The 23733-nt window shown below is 63.1% G+C and carries 27 protein-coding genes; 7 read left to right on the forward strand and 20 right to left on the reverse strand.

Annotated elements, in window-relative coordinates; translation table 11 throughout:
• Window positions 1-43 precede the first annotated feature (43 nt).
• From BHD07_RS03425 to BHD07_RS03435, 3 genes are all read right to left on the reverse strand, one after another.
• Entirely contained in the window at window positions 44-682 is a 639-nt protein-coding gene (locus tag BHD07_RS03425) for a 5'-methylthioadenosine/S-adenosylhomocysteine nucleosidase (RefSeq protein ID WP_100669816.1), read from the reverse strand.
• Window positions 679-1131 (reverse strand): PaaI family thioesterase, encoded by a 453-nt coding sequence (locus BHD07_RS03430; RefSeq protein ID WP_018093923.1) that lies wholly within the window; start codon window positions 1129-1131, stop codon window positions 679-681. Before BHD07_RS03430 ends, BHD07_RS03425 begins: the two co-directional genes overlap by 4 nt.
• A gap of 80 nt (window positions 1132-1211) precedes the next feature.
• Complete coding sequence (locus tag BHD07_RS03435; RefSeq protein ID WP_100669815.1) at window positions 1212-1667, reverse strand: TspO/MBR family protein; 456 nt, start codon at window positions 1665-1667, stop codon at window positions 1212-1214.
• A gap of 81 nt (window positions 1668-1748) precedes the next feature.
• Here BHD07_RS03435 and BHD07_RS03440 point away from each other — a divergent pair, with 81 nt between their 5' ends.
• Window positions 1749-2303: a GNAT family N-acetyltransferase gene (locus BHD07_RS03440; RefSeq protein WP_198516609.1), complete on the forward strand. Its 555-nt coding sequence runs from the start codon at window positions 1749-1751 to the stop codon at window positions 2301-2303.
• Here the strand turns inward: BHD07_RS03440 and BHD07_RS03445 are convergent.
• From BHD07_RS03445 to BHD07_RS03490, 10 genes are all read right to left on the reverse strand, one after another.
• Window positions 2249-3388: a DUF1513 domain-containing protein gene (locus tag BHD07_RS03445; protein WP_338277679.1), complete on the reverse strand. Its 1140-nt coding sequence runs from the start codon at window positions 3386-3388 to the stop codon at window positions 2249-2251. The two genes, BHD07_RS03440 and BHD07_RS03445, sit on opposite strands and share 55 nt — an antisense overlap.
• A gap of 51 nt (window positions 3389-3439) precedes the next feature.
• On the reverse strand, window positions 3440-4429 hold the full coding sequence (corA, locus tag BHD07_RS03450; RefSeq protein WP_100670039.1) for a magnesium/cobalt transporter CorA: 990 nt from the start codon (window positions 4427-4429) through the stop codon (window positions 3440-3442).
• A gap of 218 nt (window positions 4430-4647) precedes the next feature.
• Entirely contained in the window at window positions 4648-5775 is a 1128-nt protein-coding gene (locus tag BHD07_RS03455; protein WP_100669813.1) for an imelysin family protein, read from the reverse strand.
• A complete protein-coding gene (locus BHD07_RS03460; protein WP_338277683.1) occupies window positions 5775-7325 on the reverse strand; it encodes a di-heme oxidoreductase family protein in 1551 nt (516 codons plus the stop codon). The genes BHD07_RS03455 and BHD07_RS03460 overlap by 1 nt, the downstream gene beginning before the upstream one ends.
• Before the next feature lie 48 nt (window positions 7326-7373).
• Window positions 7374-8654: an imelysin family protein gene (locus BHD07_RS03465; RefSeq protein ID WP_338277685.1), complete on the reverse strand. Its 1281-nt coding sequence runs from the start codon at window positions 8652-8654 to the stop codon at window positions 7374-7376.
• 153 nt (window positions 8655-8807) lie between these two features.
• Window positions 8808-10097 carry an RsmB/NOP family class I SAM-dependent RNA methyltransferase gene (locus tag BHD07_RS03470; RefSeq protein WP_338277687.1) on the reverse strand — a complete coding sequence of 430 codons (1290 nt, stop codon included), beginning with the start codon at window positions 10095-10097 and terminating at the stop codon, window positions 8808-8810.
• Window positions 10098-10233: 136 nt separating this feature from the next.
• Entirely contained in the window at window positions 10234-10608 is a 375-nt protein-coding gene (locus tag BHD07_RS03475; RefSeq protein WP_003529787.1) for a septal ring lytic transglycosylase RlpA family protein, read from the reverse strand.
• Window positions 10609-11069: 461 nt separating this feature from the next.
• Window positions 11070-11945: an SDR family oxidoreductase gene (locus BHD07_RS03480; protein WP_100669810.1), complete on the reverse strand. Its 876-nt coding sequence runs from the start codon at window positions 11943-11945 to the stop codon at window positions 11070-11072.
• Window positions 11942-13105 carry a tRNA epoxyqueuosine(34) reductase QueG gene (queG, locus tag BHD07_RS03485; protein WP_100670037.1) on the reverse strand — a complete coding sequence of 388 codons (1164 nt, stop codon included), beginning with the start codon at window positions 13103-13105 and terminating at the stop codon, window positions 11942-11944. Before queG ends, BHD07_RS03480 begins: the two co-directional genes overlap by 4 nt.
• A 10-nt stretch (window positions 13106-13115) precedes the next feature.
• A complete protein-coding gene (locus BHD07_RS03490) occupies window positions 13116-13808 on the reverse strand; it encodes a glutathione S-transferase family protein (protein ID WP_018093934.1) in 693 nt (230 codons plus the stop codon).
• Between the two features lie 156 nt (window positions 13809-13964).
• Here BHD07_RS03490 and BHD07_RS03495 point away from each other — a divergent pair, with 156 nt between their 5' ends.
• Entirely contained in the window at window positions 13965-14771 is an 807-nt protein-coding gene (locus BHD07_RS03495) for an undecaprenyl-diphosphate phosphatase (RefSeq protein ID WP_100669809.1), read from the forward strand.
• Between the two features lie 110 nt (window positions 14772-14881).
• Here the strand turns inward: BHD07_RS03495 and BHD07_RS03500 are convergent, their stop codons facing one another.
• From BHD07_RS03500 to pmtA, 6 genes are all read right to left on the reverse strand, one after another.
• Window positions 14882-15043 (reverse strand): hypothetical protein, encoded by a 162-nt coding sequence (locus BHD07_RS03500; RefSeq protein ID WP_100669808.1) that lies wholly within the window; start codon window positions 15041-15043, stop codon window positions 14882-14884.
• A 247-nt stretch (window positions 15044-15290) separates the two neighbouring features.
• On the reverse strand, window positions 15291-16271 hold the full coding sequence (locus BHD07_RS03505; protein WP_100669807.1) for a complex I NDUFA9 subunit family protein: 981 nt from the start codon (window positions 16269-16271) through the stop codon (window positions 15291-15293).
• 120 nt (window positions 16272-16391) lie between these two features.
• On the reverse strand, window positions 16392-16679 hold the full coding sequence (locus BHD07_RS03510) for a DUF1330 domain-containing protein (RefSeq protein ID WP_100670036.1): 288 nt from the start codon (window positions 16677-16679) through the stop codon (window positions 16392-16394).
• Window positions 16680-16772: 93 nt separating this feature from the next.
• Window positions 16773-17489 carry an orotidine-5'-phosphate decarboxylase gene (gene pyrF, locus BHD07_RS03515; RefSeq protein WP_100669806.1) on the reverse strand — a complete coding sequence of 239 codons (717 nt, stop codon included), beginning with the start codon at window positions 17487-17489 and terminating at the stop codon, window positions 16773-16775.
• Between the two features lie 7 nt (window positions 17490-17496).
• Window positions 17497-18078 (reverse strand): histidine phosphatase family protein, encoded by a 582-nt coding sequence (locus tag BHD07_RS03520; RefSeq protein ID WP_100669805.1) that lies wholly within the window; start codon window positions 18076-18078, stop codon window positions 17497-17499.
• Window positions 18079-18092: 14 nt separating this feature from the next.
• Window positions 18093-18695 (reverse strand): phospholipid N-methyltransferase PmtA, encoded by a 603-nt coding sequence (gene pmtA, locus BHD07_RS03525; RefSeq protein WP_100669804.1) that lies wholly within the window; start codon window positions 18693-18695, stop codon window positions 18093-18095.
• A gap of 325 nt (window positions 18696-19020) precedes the next feature.
• On the opposite strand from pmtA, the gene BHD07_RS03530 reads away from it, so the two are divergent.
• Together BHD07_RS03530 and BHD07_RS03535 are read left to right on the forward strand one after the other, a co-directional pair.
• A complete protein-coding gene (locus BHD07_RS03530; RefSeq protein WP_234819189.1) occupies window positions 19021-19233 on the forward strand; it encodes a BrnT family toxin in 213 nt (70 codons plus the stop codon).
• Window positions 19202-19480 carry a helix-turn-helix domain-containing protein gene (locus tag BHD07_RS03535; RefSeq protein WP_018093942.1) on the forward strand — a complete coding sequence of 93 codons (279 nt, stop codon included), beginning with the start codon at window positions 19202-19204 and terminating at the stop codon, window positions 19478-19480. Before BHD07_RS03530 ends, BHD07_RS03535 begins: the two co-directional genes overlap by 32 nt.
• Before the next feature lie 426 nt (window positions 19481-19906).
• Here BHD07_RS03535 and dnaN read toward each other — a convergent pair whose 3' ends face one another.
• Window positions 19907-21025 (reverse strand): DNA polymerase III subunit beta, encoded by a 1119-nt coding sequence (dnaN, locus tag BHD07_RS03540; protein ID WP_100669803.1) that lies wholly within the window; start codon window positions 21023-21025, stop codon window positions 19907-19909.
• A 243-nt stretch (window positions 21026-21268) separates the two neighbouring features.
• Between dnaN and rsmI the strand changes: the two genes are divergently transcribed.
• The 3 genes from rsmI (at window position 21269) to gshB (ending at window position 23728) form a co-directional block, all read left to right on the forward strand.
• Window positions 21269-22231 carry a 16S rRNA (cytidine(1402)-2'-O)-methyltransferase gene (gene rsmI, locus BHD07_RS03545; protein WP_100669802.1) on the forward strand — a complete coding sequence of 321 codons (963 nt, stop codon included), beginning with the start codon at window positions 21269-21271 and terminating at the stop codon, window positions 22229-22231.
• The gene (locus BHD07_RS03550) at window positions 22221-22589 is read left to right on the forward strand and encodes a YraN family protein (RefSeq protein ID WP_100669801.1); all 369 of its coding nucleotides are present in this window, start codon (window positions 22221-22223) and stop codon (window positions 22587-22589) included. The genes rsmI and BHD07_RS03550 overlap by 11 nt, the downstream gene beginning before the upstream one ends.
• A gap of 191 nt (window positions 22590-22780) precedes the next feature.
• A complete protein-coding gene (gene gshB, locus BHD07_RS03555) occupies window positions 22781-23728 on the forward strand; it encodes a glutathione synthase (RefSeq protein ID WP_100670035.1) in 948 nt (315 codons plus the stop codon).
• Window positions 23729-23733: the final 5 nt, after the last annotated feature.

Genomic DNA, 23733 nt, shown 5'->3' on the forward strand with positions numbered 1-23733 from the left:
CGATAACATTGCACCCGGACAATCAGGCGCCTGGGCGGAAGGCTCAGAGCCGGATTTCGCCCGCCTCCAGCGCCGCCTCGAGCCGGTCGATGGTGGCTGCGAGCTTCTCGTCTATCACGTTCAGGTATTCCGTCCAGTCGCCGACATGCTTCAGCTCCGCCTTCCCGTCCGAAATGCCGCGCAGCCCGATGAGCGGCACGCCATACGACTGGCAGGCGCGCAGGATCGCAAAGGTCTCCATCTCGACCATGTCGGCGTCGATGTCGTCATAGGTCCTGCCGGAGACGATGTTGGCGCCGGTCGAGAGCCGTGCCTTCTTCACGCCGGGAATGCTGAGCGGCAGTTTAACGACGGCTGGCAGATCCAGGAAGGGCGTCGCGCCCTTCTCGAAGCCGAGGGGCGAGGCGTCCATGTCGCGGTAGGCGACCGAGACCGCCTGGTAGATTTCGGTCTGTTCGAGCGTCGCGGACCCGGCCGAGCCGAGCGAGACGACGAGGTCCGGCAGGCTGCCTCCGGCGTGGAGCTCCGCAAGCGCCCTGGTCAGGCTGACGGCCGCCTCGACCGGACCGACGCCCGTCATCAGCGGTGCGATCCTGGCACGGAGGGAGGGACCGTACTCGGCGTCCACAGCCATGACATAGAGAATAGTGCGCCCCGCTACCGACTTGAGTTCGAAGCTCATCCTTCGATCCCCTCGCGTCCGCGCACCACCATCATCGTGCCTGTCATCGAGGCGATGAGCTTGGCCGGTCCGTCGGACCTGACCGCATAGGCCCGTCCGTCCGAGACGATGATCGTCGTGCCGGGCTTCGTCACCTCGCCGCGAAAGAGGAACCGCTCGCCCCGTCCGGGCGAAAGCAGATTGACCTTGAACTCGATCGTCAGCAGCGATGCGTCTGGATCGATCACCGAATAGCCGGCATAGGTACCCGCCGCATCGAGCGCGGCAGAAATTACGCCGGCATGCAGAAGGCCGTGCTGCTGCGTCAGCTTGGGATCAAAGGAAAGCTCGATCTCGACGGTTCCCGGTTCGACGCGCGTGAGCTCGGCTCCGATCGTGCGCATCGCGGCCTGCCGTCTGAAGCTTTCCCGGATGCGCTTCCTGAAGTCGTGAGGATCGCTTTCGTCCATGTGTCGGTTTGCCTTGATTCCGCGGACAACGCTGCCCGGATTTTCCCGGAGACTGGCACGCCGGCTGCGGCCCGGCAAGCTCAATTCATGAGGAAAATCGAACCGTTGAGCAGGGTCGCGAAGGCCACCCATGCAAGGTAGGGCACAAACAGCAGAGCCGAAATCCTGTCCTTGCGCAGGCTTGCGAGGATGAATGCCACGATGGACGCGAACAGGGCGAAGATGACGACCAGCGCGGCAGCGATCTGGTGCAGCCCGAAAAACAGCGGCGACCAGAGAAAGTTCAGGATCATCTGGGTGAGCCACAGCGGCCACAGGACGGAGTGGCCGCGATGATCGAGAAAGCTGCGGGCGCCGGCAATTCCGATCATCACGTAAAGGATCGACCAGGCGGGAGCGAAGACCCAGTTCGGCGGCGTGAAGCTCGGCTTTGCCAGCGACCGATACCATGCGTCGGGGATGTTGATGTAGCCGATGGCGAGGCCGAGGCCGAGAACGGCAACGACGAAAAGGACATGCACCACGGTTCTGTTCATGCGTGCTAAATGGAGCCGGGGGCGGCGATTTCCAGTCGCTGTACCGTTTGGCGGCGAAGCGGCGCCACCTATATGTGGTCTATGAAAAACTTCCGGCGCATCGAAATCCGCCCGGCCGTGCCCGACGACCTCATAACGATCGCGTCGGTCCTGGTCAGGACCTGGCGCGCGACGTTTCGCGGCATCATATCCGACGCCTATCTCGATGCCATGACCGTCGAGGACCAGGCGATACGGCATGCGCGGCGCATGCGTCTTCCGGGCAGCTTCATCATGGTCGCGGCCGACATGACCGACGACCGGGTGATCGGCTTTGCAAATTGCGGCAAGGCAAGGGGAATGCCGCCAGCATTCGACCGGGAGCTCTACGAGCTCTATCTTCTGCCGGAGTTCCATGGCGCAGGCCTCGGCTCCGCGCTGGTGCGCAGCGTCGCCGGCCATTGCCGCGACACAGGAGGATCGTCGCTTTTTGCCTGGGTGCTGAAGGGTAACCCCAACCGGGTATTCTATGAGCGGCTCGGTGCCCGCGCCGTCGGCGAGGGCCGGGTCAGCGTCGGCAGAGAAAGCCTGGATCAGGTGGCCTATCGCTGGGACGATCTCGCGGCGCTCTCCGACTTCGGAGACGCGTCCATCTGATCCGTCGCCAGCCGGATTATGTGCTGATCCCAGGCAACGGGGCTCCTTCGCTCCTTGAATAGGCCGCGGTAGGAGGAGACGGCGAAACCGTGCTTCGCGGCGGCAATGCCCGCTGCGTCCGCAACCGGTTCCTCCTTGAGGACGGCACCGGTTTTGGCGTTGAGGGTCACCGCGACGTTGCCCTTGGGAGAGGTGAGGCCGACGAGCCCTTCCTGGCGGCTGACCGCGATAGCGCCGACATAGTTTGCGAGCGCCGCGGTGGTTCGTTTCGGCAGGTCTACGAAGGTCAGGTCCTCGCCCTTGGCGAAGTGCCCGACCAGCGGCGGAAGGTCGTTGCGCGCACCTTCGTACTGGCAGGCGAACCAGACACGTCCGTCGGCGCCGATGTCGACATGTCGGGTCGAAAGGCGATTGAGATGAGGCGGCAGCACATGCTTCTCGATGAGCGCCCCCGTCGCGGCGTCCACGAGTGCCAGGCTCGGTTCCATGCGGTCGAGATTGAGCTTGGTGCGGCCGAAATCGGGGTGGGTCTCGATGCCGCCATTGGCTATTGCGAGCGTGCGTCCGTCGGCGGCAAGCGTCATGTCGTGTGGGCCGATGCCGTAAGTCGGGAACTCGCCGATACGGGTAAAATCCCGGCGGCCATCATAGATGCCGACCATGCCGCGATTGGCGGAGAAGTCGTTTTCGGTCGCATAGAGCAGCCGGCCGTCGGCCGAGAAGCAGCCATGGCCGAAGAAGTGCCGGCCCTCGGCGGAGGTGATGACGAGCGGCTCGGCGGTGCCGTCCGGCGCAAAGATCATGGCATAGGTGCCCGGCCGCCGGGCAAAGGCGACCGCGCGCCGGCTTACCGGGGAGAAGGTCATGCCATGCGCGCGCGCCGGCAGCAGCCTGCGCTCCACGATCTCGCCCGTTTCCGTGAGCGTCGCGACACCGTAGCTGCCGTCCTGCGCCATGAAGGCCGAGGCGAAGACGGCATCGGCCCTTTCGAGGGCGAAGGCGCCCCGGGGGGCAAGGGCGGCCACCCACGCGGCACCCGCCATTTTGACGAAGCTGCGGCGGTCGATGAGGGTATTGGTCTTCATGCGATTTCCTGCAGCGGGCGATTTCCTGCAACGGTCGAGGTCACTCCGCTGTCACAGCCAACCTCGCCGTTTGAAATAGACATACGGCAACAGGGCCGAGGCGACCATCAGCATCAGCGCATAGGGATAGCCGAAACGCCAGGTGAGTTCCGGCATCACCTCGAAGTTCATCCCGTAAATCGAGGCGACCAGGGTGGGCGGCAGAAACACGACGGCGGCGACCGAGAAGATCTTGATGATCTGGTTCTGTTCGAGGTTGATGAGCCCCAGCGTCGCGTCGAGCAGGAAATTGATCTTGTTCGACAGGAACAGCGCGTGGTCTCCGAGGGATGCCGCGTCGCGCTGAACGAGCTTTATCCGCTGCCGGCTCTCCTTGGCCGCCTTGCGGTGCGTGGTCCCCTCAATGGCGACGTGATAGGCGACGAGCCTGCCAATACTGACGAGGCTTTCGCGGATGACGGTCAGCAGGTCGCCCTTCTGGCCGATCTGCTCGATCAGCGACTGCAGGTCGCGCGTCTTCTTGGTGGCGCTGGCGTTCGACTTGCGGAAGACCTCCCGTGAGATCTGATCGACGTCGTTGCCTGCGCGCTCCAGAGCATCCGCCGTACGGTCGATCATCGCCTCGAGCAGGCCGAGCATTACGAGCTCTCCCGTCTCGCACGCCGCGCCGTTCGGCTTTATGATGCGGTTGGCATAGACCTGGAACGGCTTCGGCTCCGCATGGCGGACCGTCACGAGGGTCGCGCCTTTGAGGATGAAGGTGACGGGCACCTTGGCCGGGTAATCGCTGTCGAGTTTGGCGGTCGCCGTCATCGTCATGAACTCGGCGCCGTCCTCCTGGTAAAGCCGGTCGGAAAGCTCGATTTCCTGCATCTCGTCACGGGTCGGAATGGCAATGCCGAGGCGCTCCTCGACAAGGCGCGTTTCTTCGCTCGACGGATTGAAGAGATCGAACCAGATCACCGGTTCCTGGCATGCCAGGCCGTCGAGGAGGTCGACGTGCACAAGTCGGCTGTTCTGGCTTTTGTAGATGCGCAGCATTTCAGGCTCCATGGGGCCGAGTCATCCGACCGGCGGAGCCCTGATCAAATCAGGTCCGGACGGCCGTGAGCATGAAGGCTCGACTTCGACTGTCGGGGTTCATCTTGAGTTGATCCTTGTTGGTGAGACATGTCCGCGCAGGCGGCCATGGATGCGCTTTGCTCCGAAATGCCCTGCTTGTCAACCATCGGGTTCCGCAGCGTTTTCACGTTCCCGTGTCAGTCGCCGTCGGCGAAGGAGAATCCGGCGCCGAGGCCGATCGAACCGCCGAATTCGCGATTGAGCCGGTCGAGCAGATCGGCCGTGTTGAGCGCGATGAAATCCAGCTTGGCGCGCTGCCTCTCGTCGGCAAGCGCGTCCTCGATCGGCCCGTCGAGACCGTCCGTAGCGGCGATCAGAGCCTTGAAGAGGAAGTCGATGGAACCGGCGATCGAGCGGCTGTCGGCTGGCAGAAGGCTCTCCATGCCGGCCGTATCGAAGAGTCTCTGGAGACCACCGAGATTCGCCGAGATCGCCGGCATCGTGTTGGCCGAGCGCCAGTAGATGGCAAGTTTCGGACGGCCCCTGTCGGGCGTCCCGTGGACCGTTCCGGCGTAGAAGGGCCGCAGCCGCTGGTCCTTTATCATCTCGACGCTGTGGACGAGCACGCCCAGAAGCTCGGTCGCGGCTTCCCTGTTGTCCCGGAAGAGCGGATTGCCCGGGCCTGGCTCCTTCCAGGCCGCCTGGATCCCGTCCGGCTTTTCCCATGCGGCAAGGAGCTCGCCCGCGATGCTCCTCAAATTCTGCGAGACAGCAAGCCCATATCGGCAGCGAAAGTCCCCTTCCTTGCCGGAGAGAACCTCCGCGCCGGTACCGTAGAGCACGAATTCGAGTGCCCCGAGGCCCTGGACGGCGACGCTCTTCCCCTTGAGGGTCTCCGGGCTTGTGGCGCTCTCATCTTTCTTGGCGAGAATTGCCTGGACCTGCTTCAAGCCCGTGCTTTTCCGGTCGGGATAGAAGAGGAAGCGTTCGAAACGGTTCTGTTCGAGGGCCGGACCGAGGCGGATGATCTCGATCGCGGACCATCTCTCGACGACGCTCGAAAAGGCCGACCGCGCCGCTTCGAGGGTCGTCTCGGAAGGTGACTTGCAGAGCCCGGCGCTCGCTTCGGAGAGGGCGTTCGTCGCCTCTGCGAGGTCTCGATAGCCGGGGATGATGAAGCCGTCCACGGCCTGCGCCATCACCCTCGGCACGGCCGCCTCTTCGACGACACGCGGGGAAAGCGCACCGCCTTCCTGCGCCGCCGCGGGGGCAGCGAGGAATATCAGGCTAAAGGCGAGAGGAAGGCTCGCGAAGGGAAGGCGCATCAGAGGGACTCCAGGAATGTGATCAGGGCTTTGCGGTCGTCCTTCGGCATGGCGGCGAAGGCATTGCGTGCCTTCGCCGCTTCGCCGCCGTGCCAGAGAATGGCTTCGGCCAGATTTCGGGCGCGTCCGTCATGGAGAAGGAAGCTGTGCCCACTGACGGTCTTGGTCAAGCCTATGCCCCAAAGCGGGGGCGTGCGCCATTCGCGGCCATTGGCCTCGCCGACCTGCTGGCCGTCGGTGAGGCCTTCGCCCATGTCGTGCAGGAGGAAGTCGGAATAGGGCCAGATGAGCTGAAACGCCTGCGCCTTGTGGGTGGCGTCCCGGCGGGTCACGAATTTCGGCGCATGGCAGGCGGCGCAGCCGGCTTCATGGAAGAGCCGTTTGCCCTTCAAGGTTTCCGGAAAGCTCGCCTTGCGGCGAGCAGGCACGGCAAGATTGGAGGAATAGAACGTCACGAGGTCGAGCACCGGGTCGGGGGCCTCGACCGCTCCGAGCCGCGGCTGCACGCCGTCCGGCAGATCGAGGCAGCCCGTCTGGGCAGCCGTGCAATCGCCATGACTGCGGTCGAGATCGGAGGTGGAGATGCCGATATCGACGGCAAAGGCATCGGCGACCTGCTGGCGCACGGACGGGTTCTGCGCTTTCCAGCCGAAGCGGCCGAGGGTGACGCGGCCGGTCCGGCGCTCGCGCACGAGGGCCGGCCGTCCGCTGATGCCGTCGCCGTCGCGATCCTCCGGATCGGCACGCGCCAGAATGTCGGCCTCGTGGATGGCCTCGATGAGACCGATGCCGATCATCGGCGAGGCGACGCGCGGCGACAGCGTCGTCGCCGCATCGAGCGGTCCGTAACCGGGATCGGCGATCGCATAATGCGGCTTGCGGAGCGGGACCGTATCGCCGCCGGCAAGCGCCACCAGTTCTTCCGTATAGGTGATGTCGAGGCGGCCCTCGGCAGCAAGCCCCGGCACGGCGCTGTCCTGAAGCTGAGCACCATAGACCGGGTCGGGAAAGTTGAGCCGTGCATGGGAGGCGATCTCCGCGCGCTCGGCATCGTCGCGCGGGGCACGGGCGAGCCGAAGGAGCATCGACGTCGCATCGGCGGCCCCCTCGGGCGGACGGCCGCGTCCGTCGCGGACATGACAGCTCTCGCAGGCCCTCGCATTGTAGAGCGGCCCCAGCCCGTCCGAGGCCTGCGTTGAAGAGGGTGAGGAGACCCAGAGCTTTTCGAAGAGCGCCTTGCCGAGGTGGAAATCCTGTTCGTCCTCGAAGGGGAGGTTGTCCGATGCCTGGGAGAAGATCATCCGATCCGCCCGTGCAATTGTCGTCGCAGCACCGGCCGGCATTGCTTCGAAGGGCTCAGGCCTGGAAAAATCGGTGGTTGGGCGCGTGACCGACAGAACGCGCTCGAGGTCATCGGCGGAAAGGTCGTCGCGAACAGGTGCGCACCCGACATCCGCCTTTTCCGCGATGCCGCCATCGCGCGACGCCGCGGGGGCGACGCAAATGAGAGCGGCAACGGTCAGTGCGAAAAAGCGGGCGAAGACATTCATCGAGGGAGGCCGGGCCGCCACCTGTCCGTCGCGGCCCGCCTTTTCAGCTTATTGGAAGACGGCGCCAGGATTATCCAGGCTGTCGGAACCTTCAAGTTCCACCGTGCCGAGATCGAGTGCGGCGATGACGCGCTCGACGGTCTTCGCCTGGGCGATCAGCCCGTCGATCGCCGCCTGAACCGTCGCATTGCCCTCCGCATTGCCCTCGCCGATCATCTGGTCATAGGCCTCGCCCGCTTCTGCGCGCTTGGCCATCGCCTGCATCTTCTCGACCGTGGTGGCGAGACCATCCTTCATTTCCTTGTCGAGGGCCGCATCCTTGGCAGCGACGAGCTCGGAAAGCGAAGGGCCGGTGAGCTTGCTGCCGTCGACGCGGGTATACTCGCCGCTATAGGCGGACTGGATGCCGATCGCGTCGTGCAGGTGCGAGTTGTGGGTGTTGTCGGAGAAGCAGTCGTGCTCCTCTTCCGGGTCGTGGAGGAGCAGGCCGAGCTTCATGCGCTCGCCCGCAAGTTCGCCGTAGGAGAGCGATCCCATGCCGGTAAGGATCGCCACGAGGCCGGCTTTCGGGTCCGCCTCGACCGCCTTGGTCGCAGCGCCGTCCGGCGTCCAGTTTGCGACCATCTCCTTGAGGTCGGAGACGAGCAGGCTCGTCGCTGCCTTCAGATAGGCGGCGCGGCGATCGCAATTGCCGTTGGTGCAGGCCTTGGTGTCGAAATCCGTGTAGGGCCGGTTGCCGGCACCCCGGCCCGTTCCGTTCAGATCCTGCCCCCACAACAGGAATTCGATCGCGTGATAGCCGGTCGCGACATTTGCCTCGATGCCGCCTGCCTCCTGCAGCGTGCCGGAAAGGAGCTCCGGCGTGATCTCGGTGGCATCGACGTCCTGCCCGTCGATCTTGATCGCCTTGTTGGCGATGACATTGGCGGTGAAAAGGGCGTTCTCGTCGCTCTCGCTGCCGTAGCTTGCGTCGACATAGTCGATCAGGCCCTCGTCCAGCGGCCAGGCATTCACCTTGCCCTCCCATTCGTCGACGATCGTGTTGCCGAAGCGATAGACTTCCGTTTCCTGATAGGGGTTGCGCGCCTTCAGCCAGGCCTCCCGCGCGGCCTTCAAGGTCTCCTCGCTCGGGCTTGCAATCAGCGCATCCACGGCCTTTTCCAGCGCCTCTGCCGTGGCCAGGGCATCTTCGTATTTGGCGTGCGCAATGGTCGCGTAATGCTTGACGACCGCGGCTGCGTCCGTCGCCGCATTCGCCGGCTGCAACGCCAGCGCAGATGTCGCCGTCATGAGCGCCAGCGCCGCGGCGCGGATGAAATTCTTGGTCATGACCCTCTCCTTGTTGCTCGTCGATAGAGCGTACAGCTCCAACCCCGTGAAAAGCGCAAGAGTCATGGACCAAAAGCAAACTGGTGTCAAAGTGTATAGTTTAGAACGGCTTGAAGGTGCAGCCCTGCCTGGATGGCGGGAATCCGCGCCGGCCTAACTCTTCCTGCCCATGAGACAGAAGAAGAATCCGTCGGTTCCGGTCGATGCCGGCGTCAGCGTCACGGTCTTCATATCGGCGGACCAGGGCTGCGCCTTGTCGGTGCCGAAGAGCGCCGCCCAGTTGTCGGCGGCCGAGAGGACTTCGAATTCCGGATTGTCCTCGCAGAAGCCGTAGACCTGCGCCTCGTTCTCCTCCGGAAGGACGGAACAGGTGACGTATATCAGATGTCCGCCGGGGCGCACGAACTGGGCGGCACCGGCAAGCGCCTCCTCCTGCTGGGCCAATCGCTCCTCGAGGTTCTTCTGCGTCAGGCGCCATTTCGTATCGGGACGCCGCCGCCAGGTTCCGGTCCCGGTGCATGGCGCATCGACAAGCACGCGATCGACCCGCCCTATGAGCGATGCGAGCGACTCGGTCGACTCGTGCACCTGCACGTTGCGGGTGCCGGCACGCTTCAGCCGCTCGATAATGGGCGCCAGCCGTTTGCGGTCGGCGTCGTAAGCGTGGACCTGGCCCTTATTGTTCATCGCCGCCGACATGGCCAGCGTCTTGCCGCCGCCGCCGGCGCAATAATCGAGCACCTGCTCGCCCTCGCCGGGCAAGGCGAGGTCTGCGACAATCTGCGACCCCTCGTCCTGCACCTCGAACCAACCCTTCTGGAACGAGATTTCCGCCGTTACGTTCGGCAGGCGCGAAGCGCCCTCGCCGGCGGGAATGCGCACGCCATGCCGGGCAATCGCCGCGGGCTCGGCGCCGCTGCGCTCCAGCGCCTTGAGCACCTTTTCGCGCGTCGCCTTCAGCGTGTTGACGCGCAGATCGAGAGTCGGCCGGACGGCAAGAGCCTTCGCCTCGGCGAGCCAGTCGTCGGAGAAATTCTCTTCGAACGAGGCCTGCGTCCATTCCGGAATATCGCCCTGCACATGCAGGGGAGCATCTTCGAGCCGTCGCTGAGCGAAGGCCTTCATCATCGCTTCCGAAGGCGCTTCGGGCGCGAACCGGTCGTCGGCAAGTTCCGCTGCAAGCGTGTCGGCGCGATAGCCCCATTGCCGGTACATGACCGCATGGCCGAGGGCTACCGGGGTGTCGCTATCCATGAGAAAGGCGTGGGAGAGTTTCATCCGCAGGGCATCATAGACGATGTTGCCGATGGCGGCGCGGTCGCCGGAGCCGGCGAAGCGGTGGGACAGGCCCCAATCCTTGAGGGCATCGGCGACGGGTCGCCTGCGCTTTTCGATATCGTCAAGAACCTCGATGGCTCCGGAGAGCCTTCCGCCCAATCGCATCTTCGATGAACTCCTTTTTCGCCGTGGTAGCGGCGATGACATCGAAGAGCAAGACGGCGGCCGCATTATGTAAGGGGCGCGACCGGCCCTTGCAGTCTGGCTCGCCCGAGATGAATCGAGCGAAACCTGCGCATCGTCAGGAGTTGACGACGGTGTAACAGATGCTGGCGGTACCGGAGCGGATCATGCCGATCTTGGAGGCAGCCGCCTTGGAAAGATCGATCACCCGGCCGCGAATGAACGGACCGCGATCATTGATCCGGACGACGACGGACTTGCCGTTGCGCTTGTTGGTCACCTGGACCTTCGTGCCGAATTTGAGTTTGCGATGCGCGGCGGTCAGGTGCGCGGCATTCATTCTTTCGCCGGAGGCCGTTTTGGACGAAAGCGCGTACCAGGATGCTCCCCCGCAGCCAGCGCCTGCTGCCTGACTTTCCGATGCCGAGACCAAGCCCATCCCGACGGTGAATAGTGCTGCCGCGGCAGCAGTCTTGATTTTCGCTGGCGTCAAGCGATGCCCCCTTCGGTTTGAAAAATTCGTCAGTTCCCTTTGTTGATCGAGCTAATTGAGGTGAAACATGGCAAAAACGTGCTTCAACCGTTAAGTTTTCATTAGGAATGTCTGAAGTCTGATCGATTTTAAAAATAACCAACAGATTGAATTAGTTTAGAATGGCGAGGGAAGTTCTTTGGAATCAGCCACTAAGCGCTGCTGGCGGCGCTCCGGGCCGCGCAGCGACGCCTCTCGGAAATAAAATCATTAAAAATTTCGCTTTGCATGAAAAGTCGGGAATCGCGACCGTTGAATTCATGCTACTAGCGCCAGGGTTGTGGAAAATGGCGAAGTATAGACCGAATAATGACAGCATAATCGTGTCAAGGCGATTCGCGTGAAATCAATACTTTCAAAACTGCATCCGACTTGCTTGTGTTCGCGCGCGATATTCTGATCGGCCTTGACGAAATAGGTGCTTAATTCCGGTTCCAGGTTCCTGATGTCCACAGCTGTGCAAGCGAAACGCGATAGTTGGGGAACTCCGGATCGAAGCCCGCCTGGCGCAGTCGCGCATTGGAGACGCGCTTGTTCTCGCCGTAGAAAGAACGGGCCATGGGGGACATATCTGCGGTTTCGAACGGGATCTCGGGCGGCGGTTCGACGCCCATCAGCCGGGCGGCTTCCTGGACCACGTCCTGTGGCGGCGCCGGCTCGTCGTCGGTCACGTTGAAGATGCCGCTCACGCCGCGCTTTGCGAGAAAGGCGCTCGCCGCGCCGATATCTTCGACGCGGATACGGTTGAAGACCTGGTTCGGCTTGATGACGCGGCGCGCCGTCCCCTCAGCGAGGTTGCGGAAGGCATTGCGGCCCGGGCCGTAGATGCCGGCGAGCCGCAGCACTGCCACCGGAATGTCGTGCTGCGCACCGTGCTCGAGCCAGGCGTTTTCGGCTTCCACACGCTCGAGCGAGCGCTGCGAGACCGGGTTGAGCGGCGTATCCTCGGTGACCCAGGCGCCGCCGTGATCGCCATAGACGCCGACCGTGGAGAGATAGCCCACCCACTCCAGCCGCGGCAGAAGGTCGGCAAGCGGCGGCGTTCCGGCGCGAAACATGGGGTCGCCATCGCGGCCCGGCGCAATCGACTGAACGAGGTGGGTGGTCTCCCTCATCGCATCCTCGAGCTCGTCCGATATTTCCGTGCCGTCGAAGAGGATCGGGCGGATACCGGCAGCCTGCAGACGGGGGAGCTTTTCTGCGGACCGGGTGGTGCCGGTCACGGACGTCGCCAGGGGAGAGAGCGCGCTCGCGATCGCCGTGCCGGAATAGCCGGCACCAAGGATCAGGACATTCATCGGTTCACTCCCGCCATTTGCCATTCCGCAAGAACCTCGTCATCGGTTTCAGGCCCGCATTGCCGGGCGAAGACCGCCAGATCGGTGGATGAAATCAGTCGCGAAAGCGCCCAGACCGCCATTCCCCTGACCGTGGGCGACGCATCGGCCGCCAGCGCCTTGCAGACCTCTGTCAGGTTCTTCTCACCGGAATTTCCGGCGGCGATCAAGGCATTTCGGACGAAACGATCACGCCCGATGCGCTTTACCGGCGATCCGGAAAAGAAGGCCCGGAAACCTGTGTCGTCGAGCGTCAGCAGGAAGGAGAGCTCCGGTTCCTTGAGATCTTCTCGCGCCTGGAGCTTCATTTCCGATGCCGAGCGCGCGAACTTGTTCCAGGGACAGGCGGCGAGACAGTCGTCGCAGCCATAGATGCGGTTACCGATCAGCGGCCGTAACTCAGGCGCAATCGATCCCTTGTGCTCGATCGTGAGATAGGAGATGCAGCGTCGCGCGTCGATGCGGTAGGGCGCCGGGAAGGCATCGGTCGGACAGGCGTCGAGGCAGGCCCGGCAAGAGCCGCAATGGTCGCGTTCCGGCTCGTCCAGTTCCAGTTCGGCTGTCGTGAAGAGGCTGCCGAGAAAGAGCCAGGAGCCGAATTCGCGGCTGACCAGATTGGTGTGCTTGCCCTGCCAGCCGATGCCGGCCTTTTCCGCAAGCGGTTTCTCCATGACGGGGGCGGTGTCGACGAAGACCTTCACGTCCTCGCCCGCCCGCGCGGCAAAGCGCGTGGCGATCTCCTTCAGCCGGCCCTTGACCACGTCGTGATAGTCGCGATTGCGGGCGTAGACGGAGATCGCGCCGCGATCGCGTCTGGCGAGGACGTCGCGCGGGTCGTCCTCGGGAGCGTAATTCATGCCGAAGAGGACGATCGAGCGCACTTCGCTCCAGAGGACGCGCGGATCGGATCGGCGCTCGGCTGTCTCGGCGAGCCAGTCCATCGTACCATGAGCGCCGGCAGCCAGGAACTGCCTCAGCCGCTCGGGCGCGTGGGGTATGGCATCCGGATGGGTGATGCGACAGATGTCGAATCCCTTGGCCGCGGCTTCCTCTTTCAGGAAGGCGGTGAGGGTCCGTCGTTTCCTGCCCTGGTTCTCCGCTTTTGCAGCGTCGCCGGGCATGATCTGGTCCTTAAAAGTCGAGATCCGCATAATGTGAGACCGGGGTCACGCCGCGCACCCGCTCGGCGAGCAGCGGCCGGAAGGACGGGCGCGACTTCAGCCGCTGATACCATTCCTTGGCGCTCGGCGCATCGGACCAGTCGATCTCTCCGAGATAGTCGAGCACGGAAATCGCCGCGGCCGCGGCGAGATCCCCATAGGAGATGCGATCTCCGGCGAGCCAGGGGCGCGATCCGGCGAGCCACGAGAGATACTTCATATGCTGGCGGATATTGCTGCGCGAGGTGCGGAGAATTTTCGAATCCGGCGCACCGCCGCCCTGGTCCGGGGTCATCTGCAGCTTGAAAATGCGCTCGCGCACGAGCGGGCGCGTCACGTCGGCTTCCATCTTCTGCAGGAACCATTCGGTGAGGCGGCGGATTTCGGCGCGCTGAAACGGGTCCTCGGCAAGAAGGCGGCGGTCGCGCTTCATGATGCCGCTGGTCTCGTCGAGATATTCGGAGATGATCGTGGCGCCGCAGAGCGCGCGCATGCTGTCATCGACATAGACCGGCAGAGTGCCGGCAGGATTCAGCGTCAGGAAGTCGCGCCGGTTCTCCCATGGCTGCTCTTCGCTCAGTTCCGTCTGATAGCCATATTCTGAGAGAATAAGGCGTACGAACCGCGAAGCTGGGGACATGGGGTGATGATACAGTGTCGGCATCGATGATCAGATTGCAGCTGTTTTCGGGGATATCAGCGTCGCGGCATATGCAACTGGCCACGGCTCGTTACAACGAGCTATAGGTAGTTGCGGTGGCAAACACAAGAGAATCGACTTTCTCCTCCCACATCCAATTATATCAGGAATAGCTTTTACATGGCGGATCAATCGATCATAAGCGCGCTCGTCCTCGGCCTCATCGAAGGGCTGACGGAGTTCATCCCGGTCTCGTCGACGGCGCATGTGCTGCTTGCCGGACACTTCCTCGGGTTCAAATCGCCGGGAAACACCTTTGCCGTTCTGATCCAGCTCGGCGCCATATTGGCGATCCTGCTCGTCTACTTCCAGAAGCTGCTGGCGATCGCGCTCGCCCTTCCGACGAGCGTCAAGGCTCGCCGTTTCGTCTTCTCGGTTCTCCTCGCCTTCCTGCCGGCGGCGCTTATCGGTGCTGCCGCGCATGGATTCATCAAGTCGGTGCTTTTCGAGACGCCGATGCTCATCTGCGTCGTGCTGATCGTCGGCGGCGTCATTCTTTATGCGATCGACCGGCTCCCTTTGACGCCTCGCTACACCGACGTGTTCGACTATCCGCCTTCGCTCGCGCTGAAGATCGGCCTCTTCCAGTGTCTCGCCATGATCCCGGGAACGTCGCGTTCCGGCGCGACCATTGCCGGGGCCCTGCTGATGGGGACCGACAAGCGCTCCGCGGCGGAATTTTCCTTTTTCCTGGCCATGCCGACCATGGTCGGAGCTTTTGCGCTCGATCTCTACAAGAACCGCGATGCGCTCTCCTTCGACGATGTCGGCCTGATCGCGGCCGGTTTCATCGCTGCATTCATCGCCGGAATTTTCGTGGTGCGTTCGCTGCTCGACTTCGTCTCGCATCGCGGCTTTACGCCCTTTGCGATCTGGCGCATCCTCGTCGGGACCGCCGGGCTGGTCGGCCTGTGGCTGCTCGGATAACACAGTCCGGAAACATAAAGCCGGATGCGTCTCTTTCGAAACGCACCCGGCTCCTGGCCCCCGCCGAAACTCAACATGCCCGGCTCGAAGCCGAGGCGAAAATGTCCGGCTTACTCGCCGGCAAACCCGATCGACGCCGTCGTGCACGGGTTGACACCGTAGGCCGGCGTGCAGCCCTTGTCGCTGCTAGCCCCGGTGCCGGGTGCCATGAACGAGCCAGCCAGAATGATCAGTGCCGCAGACGCAAAAAAGATTGCGATCGACTTGCCCATGGGACGTTATGCCTTTCGAGTGAGATGTCTGCACCGGCGTCGCTCGCCGAGCAGTCAGTGCGAGCGGTGTTTATTCTGCGACCATGTCATGATCAATATCAGTGCGAGCTGAATCTGCGGTAAACGAGATTCGGATTTTCGACTGCGGCAGAACTGCAACGCTGTTGCCGGATGGGCACAGCGGGGGCGGCAAAAAAGCCGCCGGCAGAGCCGGCGGCTTGAATGTGTCCGATAGTGATGGGACCGCTCAGGCGGCGCGGCCGCTGCGCGTGTATTGCCCATGCGGGCGATAGCGTACGAGATAAGTCGGCAGGATCGACTCGAGCATTGTCGGCTCGATGCCGATACCGGCAAGCGTGCGGCCTTCCGCTTCGGCCTTTGCCGAGACGACATTGTCCGATTTCAGCAACACCACCTGGTCGGCGGTGAGCGGTGGCGTGATGAACGGCACGAGCGAGGCGACGCTGCCCATCAGCGAGGCGATGCCGAAGGGCAGCGACACGAAGGAGCGCTTGCGGTCGATCGTCTTCAGCATGATATCGAGACATTCGCGGAAGGAGAGCACCTGCGGCCCGCCGAGTTCGTAGATCGTCCCACCGGTCAGCTTGCCGTCGACGGAGCGGGCCACGGCCTCGGCAACGTCGGTGACGTAAACCGGCTGAAACCTGGTCTTGCCGCCGCCGATGAGCGGCAGGACCGGCGAGAATCGGGCCATTTCGGCGAACTTGTTGAAAAATCCGTCTTCAGGCCCGAAGATGATCGACGGGCGGAGGATCACCGCGGCCGGAAGCGTTTCGAGGATCGCAGCCTCGGCGCGCCCCTTTGTCCGGGCATAGCTCGATTGGGAGCTCGCGTCGGCGCCGATCGCCGAGATATGGGTGAGCGTGGCGCCCGTCGCCCGAGCCGCCTCGGCGACCGCCCGCGCGCCGAAATCCTGGACCGCCTCGAAGGTGTTGCGGCCACTTTCGAAGAGCACGCCGACGCAGTTGATCACATGGTCGGCACCGTCGACAGCGCGATCGACCGACTTGCGGTAGCGCAGATTGGCCTGAACGAAAGAGATTTGCCCGACATTGCCGAGCGGTTGCAGGTGGCCGGCGAGATCCGGACGGCGAACAGCGACGCGAATGCGGTAGCCGCGTTTGGCGAGCGCGCGCACCACATGACGGCCGACAAATCCGGATCCGCCGAAAATCGTCACCAGCGGCGGAAGGTTGGACAAGGTCATGAGAAACGCACTCCTGATGTCAATGGTAGAATTGCTTGCTACATAGCCCAAGCGTCGAGCGAGGTGAAGGCCAATCCGCGCGCGTCGGAGGCGTGCCCCGATTCGCCGCGGGACTTCGCCTCAAACGCCTTCGACGACCACCATTTCGGCATCGGCGACTTCCTGGCGGATGGCCGCGGCAATCTGGTATTCGGGCGAATTGTAACAGTCGACGGCCGCCTGCAGCGAGGGGAATTCGATGACGACGTTGCGGGTGCGAGCGGCACCTTCGAGCCGATGGAACTCCCCGCCGCGCGCAAGGAAGGTCGCGCCGTATTTTTCGAAGGCGGGCTTCGCCGCTGCCACGTAATCCTTATAGCGTTCGGGGTCCCTTATATCGACCCGAGCGATCCAGTATCCTTTGGCCATGATGAACTCCTCGTCTTTCACGACATGCAGACGGGATGGTTACTTCCGGCAAAATGAGCCTCAGGTCAAGCAGGCCCGAACGGCGCCGGAGCGCTATACGGCGGATCGACGGGAGAGGGCGCTCTCCATCTCGGCCAGGATCGCGCGGCCTGCTGCGAGAGGGTCGGGCGCGGCAACGATCGGCCGCCCGACGACGAGGTGGCTCGAGCCGGCGCGAAGCGCATCGGCCGGCGTCATCACCCGCTTCTGGTCGCCTTTTTCCGCGCCGGCCGGGCGGATGCCCGGCGTCACCAGCGCCATGTCGCCGCCGATGATCTTGCGCACGGCGGCGGCCTCCTCCGCCGAGCAGACGATGCCCCCCATGCCGGCGGCGCGGGCCTGTTCGGCGCGGCGCAGGACCAGGCTGTGCGGATCGTATTCATAACCGGCATCGATGACGTCCTGTTCGTCCATCGAGGTGAGCACCGTTACGCCAAGCAGGCAGAGGTTCGAGCCTCGTGCCACTTCGACAGCCGATTTCATCGCCTTCGGATAGGCGTGCAGCGTCAGCATCGACACGCCCATCTTGACGATATTCTCCACGCCCTTGGCCACCGTGTTGTCGATGTCGAGCAGCTTCATGTCGAGGAAGACCTGCTTGCCGCCTGCAGCGAGGTCGCGCGCGAAGTCGAGGCCGCCGGCGAAGGCCAGTTGATAGCCGATCTTATAGAAGAGGACTTCCTCGCCGAGCGTCGAGACGATTTTCTCGGCCTCGGTCACCGTTGGAAGATCAAGGCCGACGATCAGCCGGTCGCGCGCGCTTGTGCTCATATCGAGATCACCCCTGCCAGAACTCCATCGGCGTCCAGTCGCATGTGACGGCGCGATCCGCAAGACGGAAGGCGAAGAGATTGCCGCCGCCCGGCGGTTGATCGGCGCTACGGGCGATCGCCGTGCCCATCATCCGGCATTTGAGCAGCGTACCGACACCGCCATGGCCGATGAAGGCGATGGGTACCGCCGGATCGTGCCGGTCGAGGGCCTGGAAGACGGCCCTTGAGATTCGCGCCTGGGCGTCGATGGCACGCTCCCAGCCCTTGAAGCTCTCTTCGGGTCGGGCAAAGAACTGATCGGCCGCCTTCTCGAACTCCTCCGGCGGCAGAAAGCCGGTCGCGGAACGATCGTTCTCGCCCATCTCCTCGTCAGTTTCGACCGGGATGCCGCCAGCGTCGGCCAGGAACCGCGCCGTTTCGATCGCCTTCTTCTCGCTACTGGCGACGATGCGTCCGAGCGAACGGACCCATGGCCGTTTCGCCGTGGCGCGCATGCGTTCTTCGCCGAGTTCGGACAGGCGCCATTGTGGCACGGAGACGGCGGGATCGATTCTGACCTGCGGATGGGTGAGATAGATGCCGAACACCGGAGGTGACGCCGTCAGTGCGTCTTGCGGTAGATCCACAGCTGCGCCGGCGGAATGTTGCGCACGACGAAGTCGAAATGCTGGATTCGGTAGCGGTCCGGCATGGCGACGACCGGCGACATCGGACCGTAGGAGATCTGAACGACCGGGCGGCCGAAGGGAATGCGCGAGAGCAGGTCTTCTATGAGTTCGACGCGGCGATGCATCGGGAAATTCAACAGCGGCACGGCGGAAATGACGCTGTCGAACTGCTGATCCTTGAAGGCCCCAAGCGTGCGGGAAAGATCGAAGGCGTCGCCGTTGATGAAATGCACGCCGTCGAAATGCGCCTTGAGCTGATTGTAGAACTCGGTGGAGTATTCGATGGAAACCAGCTTTTCAGGCTCTATGCCGCGCTCGAGGATCGCCTTGGTGATCACCCCGGTGCCGGGGCCAAGCTCGAGGACCGGCAGACCGGATTCCGGATCGACTATGCTGGCCATGCGGCGTGCGGTGATGGCGGATGTCGGGAGGATCGCGCCGACCGCGCGAGTATTGCTCATCCAGCCCTTGAAGAAGCGGATCTCTTCGTCGAATTTCCGACCGAATTTTTCCTTCACCCTCAAGCGCAAGCTCATCGAATCCCCTCACAGTATGATTTGCAGTTGCGCTCTTATCGTGATTCGTGCGGCTGCGTGAGCGCTTATTCATAATGTGCTTCCATCTGCGGCAAAAACAAGTCCGACTGCGTCTAGAAACGACAGATCATGAACGATGCGCGACGGTTGAACTCGAAATCCGGTACGGCCTGAAAGCTTGAATCAGTTGAACTAGAAGTTAGCGTCCATTTTTTCAGCAAAGCGAGACATTACGTCTTATACGGGATTCCCGTATAGTGCCAACATGTAAGACCGGTTCGATCCTGCGAAAGACGCCGCCAATCGCGAGAAACATAAACTATCGTTGGCCTTTGGCCTGCGTATTTTCGACGACGGGGATCACTTGATCATCCCCTCCATTCGCGAGATCGACGGCGAGGAACGGTTCAAGGTGGTCGGGGTCGTCGGCGAGAGGCTGTTCACCGGCGTGTTCGTTTGGCGGGATAATTTACCCCGGTTCATATCTGTGAGAAGGAGCAACAAGGGTGAAGAACGAGCATATTACGTCCCCTGCTGATCCGGCCGATGCGGAAGATTTCGACGTGACGGCCGAAGCAATGAATCGCGGCCAGCGGGCTCGCCTGATTCGCAAGACAAGGACTGCGCTTGGTTTGTCGCAATCGGAGTTCGCAAATCGCTTTCGCGTTCCCGTTGGTACGCTGCGGGACTGGGAGCAAGCACGCGCCACTGCTCCGGATTTTGCCGTTGCTTATGTGCGCGTGATCGCGCAGCACCCCGATTTGGTTGCGCAGGCCGTCGCGTGAGCGCGCCTCTGGAATTCGATCAAGCGCGGTGCTGCGGCCTGTTTGATTTCCTCATCCCTGTGCGCGTCACAGGGATCCAGCCAGACCAAGTCCTTGGGCTGACAGAACATTTCCCCGCGCCGCTGCTCTCATCTGTGTGACAAGCACAGAGACGAGAGCAGAGGAGAGAGTGCAGTCCTCCGATACGTTTCCTACAGCGCCGCGCGTCTTATCAGACGCGCAACGGTCGTTGTAGCACTTCGATCTGCTGCATGTTTTTGTCCTTGATCGGCAACGATCAAAGGAACCATGCAGTACGCCGCGCAGTCGGTACTCAAGGAATTCAAGCGCATCGAGCCATGCGTGCCGACAAAACCGACCAGAGCTTCAACGCCATTATCCATCTCGCAGCGGCCGTCATAAACTCAAGATGAATCTCAACACGCCTTAGACTCGCATCGGCATCAGCACGTAGAGCGCATCCTCCGCGGCAAGATCGCGCACGAGCGTCGGCGAACCGGGATCGGCCAGCAGGAAGACCGCCTCGCTGCCGGTCAGTTGCCCGGTGATGTCGAGCAGATATTTGGCGTTGAACCCGATCTCGAGCGGATCGCTTTCGTAGCCGACCGGCAGTTCTTCGGTGGCGCTGCCGGAATCCGGATTGTTCACGGTCAGCGTCATCTGGCCGTCGGCAAGCGCAAGCTTCACGGCGCGGCCGCGTTCGGAAGAGATCGTGGAGACACGGTCGACGGCCTGCGAGAAGGACTGGCAATCAACGCGCAGTTCCTTGTCGTTGCTGGCGGGGATCACGCGCTGATAGTCGGGGAAGGTTCCGTCGATCAGCTTCGACGTCATGACGATGGAGCCGATCGTCAGGCGGATCTTCGCGTCCGAGACTTCGACCGTCACCACCACGTCCGGATTGTCGAGCAGCTTCTGCAGCTCGCTCACGGTCTTGCGCGGAATGATGATGCCGGGCATGCCCTCGGAGCCCGAGGGCGCTTCGACATCCGCACGGGCGAGCCGGTGGCCGTCGGTCGCGACGGCGCGCAGCTTCAGGTCGCCGTTGCTCTCGACCGTGTGCACGAAGATGCCGTTCAAATAGTAGCGTGTCTCTTCCGTCGAGATGGCGAACTGGGTGCGGTCGATCAGCATCTTCAGATCGGGCGCCTTCAGGCGGAAGGAGTGCGAGAACGTGCCGGCGGTCAGATCGGGAAAATCCGACTGCGGCAGGCACTGCAGCGAAAACTTGGAGCGGCCGGAGGCGACCGTCATCGCCGTGCCTTCCGCATTGGTGACCAGCAGCACCTCCGAGCCGTCCGGCAGCTTGCGGACGATGTCGTAGAGCAGATGCGCCGGAACGGTGGTGGCGCCGGCCTGTTCCACCTGCGCCGGCGTCGCCTCGGTGATCTCCAGGTCGAGGTCGGTCGCCTTCATTTCGAGGCTGGCGCCGTCAGAGCGCAGGAGCACGTTCGAAAGGATCGGGATGGTGTTTCGCCGTTCGACCACGCGGTGGACATGGTTCAGCGATTTCAAAAGGTTGGACCGCTCGAGAGTAATACGCATGGATGCTACCGCTTTCAACCATTGCCGCGCGGGCGAGGGGACCGCCGCGGCGTCAACTGCGTGCCCGGCCGCTCGGCCGGAAGGATGTGGACCGGCAAAATGGCAGAAAGAGAGCCGCAAAAGCAAGGGGTTTTGAGGCCTCTTCCCCAAATGCGAGACTGCATGCGCGGCCCGCCCTTGCCCCGGGCTCCCCGCTCACTCATAAAGGGCGCAAACCCGGCTTGGCCGGAATGGTCGATCGGAATGATCGGGCCGGGAGTGATTGGGAAGGCGGCGTTGCAAAAGCAGCAATCCACGGATGCATCCGAAAAGGACCGGCGGCGCGCTTTTCGCCTGCACGATATCAACATTCCTGCGCGCCCGCTGGAGCCGTGCCTTTATCTCGTGGCAACGCCGATCGGCAATCTCGGCGACATCACGCTGAGAGCCCTCGAGACGCTTGCGGGGGTCGATGTGCTCGCTTGCGAGGACACGCGGGTGACGCGGGTGCTGCTGGACCGCTACGGTATCGTCAATCGGCCCACCGCCTATCACGAGCACAATGCCGCCGAGGCGGGGCCGCGGCTCCTTGCAGCACTCGGTGATGGGAAATCGGTGGCGCTCGTCTCCGATGCCGGTACGCCGCTCGTCTCCGATCCGGGCTACCGCCTGGCGCAGCAGGCGGTCGAGGCGGGATACCGGGTCGTTCCCATACCTGGCCCCTCGGCGCCGCTTGCGGCCCTCGTCGGCTCCGGCCTGCCGAGCGATGCCTTCCTCTTCGCAGGCTTTCTGCCGGTGAAGGACAAGGCGAAGCGCGACCGGCTCGCCGAACTCTCGTCCGTTCCCGCCACTCTCATCTTCTTCGAATCCCCGCATCGCATTGCCGCGACCGTCACTGCTGCCGCGCAGGTCCTCGGCGCAGACAGGAGGGCGGCCGTCTGCCGCGAACTGACCAAGACCTTCGAGGAGTTCCGCCGCGGAACGCTCGGCGAACTCGCGGCGAGTTACGACGAAAGCGCCAATGTGAAAGGCGAGATCGTCCTCGTGATCGGTCCGCCGGAGGCAAAGCCCCAGCCGGAGGCGGCCGACGTCGACGCATTGCTCAAGGAACTCGCCCGCGACCTGCCGATGGGCAAGGCCGCGACCGAGGCGGCGCGCCGCACGGGGCTGGCGCGCAAGGAGCTTTACGACCGGCTCCTTCATCTGAAGGATAGCGATGAAGGCTGAGCGACCGGACACCCGCAAGCTGAAGGCGCTGAAGCGGGGCCACATCGCCGAATACCGCGCCGCGCTCTGCCTGATGCTCAAGGGCTATCGCATCGTTGCCATGCGCTATCGCACCAGGCTCGGCGAGATCGACATCATCGCCCGGCGCGGCGATCTGGTCGCCTGCGTCGAAGTAAAGGCCCGGATGAGCCCGGACGATGCGGTCTTCGCCGTGACCGACACGGCGCAGCGGCGCATCCGGGCGGCAAGCGATCTCTGGCTGTCGCGTCAGGGCGACTTCCACCGCCTGTCGGTGCGATACGACATTGTCGCCGTAGCGCCGTGGCGCTGGCCGCGACACCTGCCGGACGCCTTTTGATAGGCGGGAGCGGCAGGAGCCTTCTTGCCTAACCACGGTACGCATTCTACATCTTGCGGGCTTTTCGGCGGTGCCGCCTCGTCGCGAAGACGAGGGGCGGAGCATCGCGTCGAATTGCCGTATAATTCGATTTCTGACCGGCGCCGGTCGAAGGAACTATGCGCATCGTGGATCCAATCGGGAACGGGAAAATGGCAGGAATCGTCAACGTCGGGGTCCAGATGGACCATGTTTCGGGCATCACCATTGCGGGCGATTCGACCTTCGCGATGAGCCTGGAGGCGCAGGCCCGAGGCTACCGCCTGTTCCACTACACGCCCGAAAAGCTGTCGCTCCGGGACGGCAGGGTCTATGCGACCGCGCAGCAGATGCGGTTGCGCGACGTCAAGGGCGACCACTTCACCCTCGGCGAAGAGGAGCGGATCGATCTTTCGACCATGGACGTCATCCTGCTTCGCCAGGATCCGCCATTCGATATGGCCTATATCACTTCAACGCATCTGCTCGAACGGCTGCACCCGAAGACGCTGGTCGTCAACGATCCGGCCTGGGTCAGGAACTCGCCTGAGAAGATCTTCGTGACCGAGTTTCCGGATCTGATGCCCAAGACCCTGATCACTCGCGACCCGGACGAGATCGCCCGCTTCCGCCAGGAGATGGGCGACATCATCCTGAAACCGCTCTACGGCAATGGCGGCGCCGGCGTGTTCCACTCCGCGCGTGACGACCGCAATTTCTCGTCGCTCCTCGAAATGTTCGCGCAGATGTTCCGCGAGCCCTATATCGCCCAGGAATATCTGCCGGCGGTGCGCAAGGGCGACAAGCGCATCCTGCTCGTCGACGGCGAGCCGGTCGGCGCCATCAATCGCGTTCCGGCCGAGCACGATTCGCGCTCCAACATGCATGTGGGTGGGCGCGCGGAGGCAACCGACCTGACGGCGCGCGAGCGGGAGATCTGCCACCGCATCGGCCCGGCGCTGAAGGAACGCGGCTTCCTCTTCGTCGGCATCGACGTCATCGGCGACTACCTGACCGAGATCAATGTCACTTCGCCGACCGGCATCCGCGAAGTGAAGAAGTTCGGCGGTGCCGATGTCGCAAGCCTGCTCTGGGACGCGATCGAGAAGAAGCGCCCCTGATCTAC

Source organism: Sinorhizobium sp. KGO-5, from assembly GCF_036245905.1.
GTDB lineage: Bacteria > Pseudomonadota > Alphaproteobacteria > Rhizobiales > Rhizobiaceae > Sinorhizobium > Sinorhizobium meliloti_A.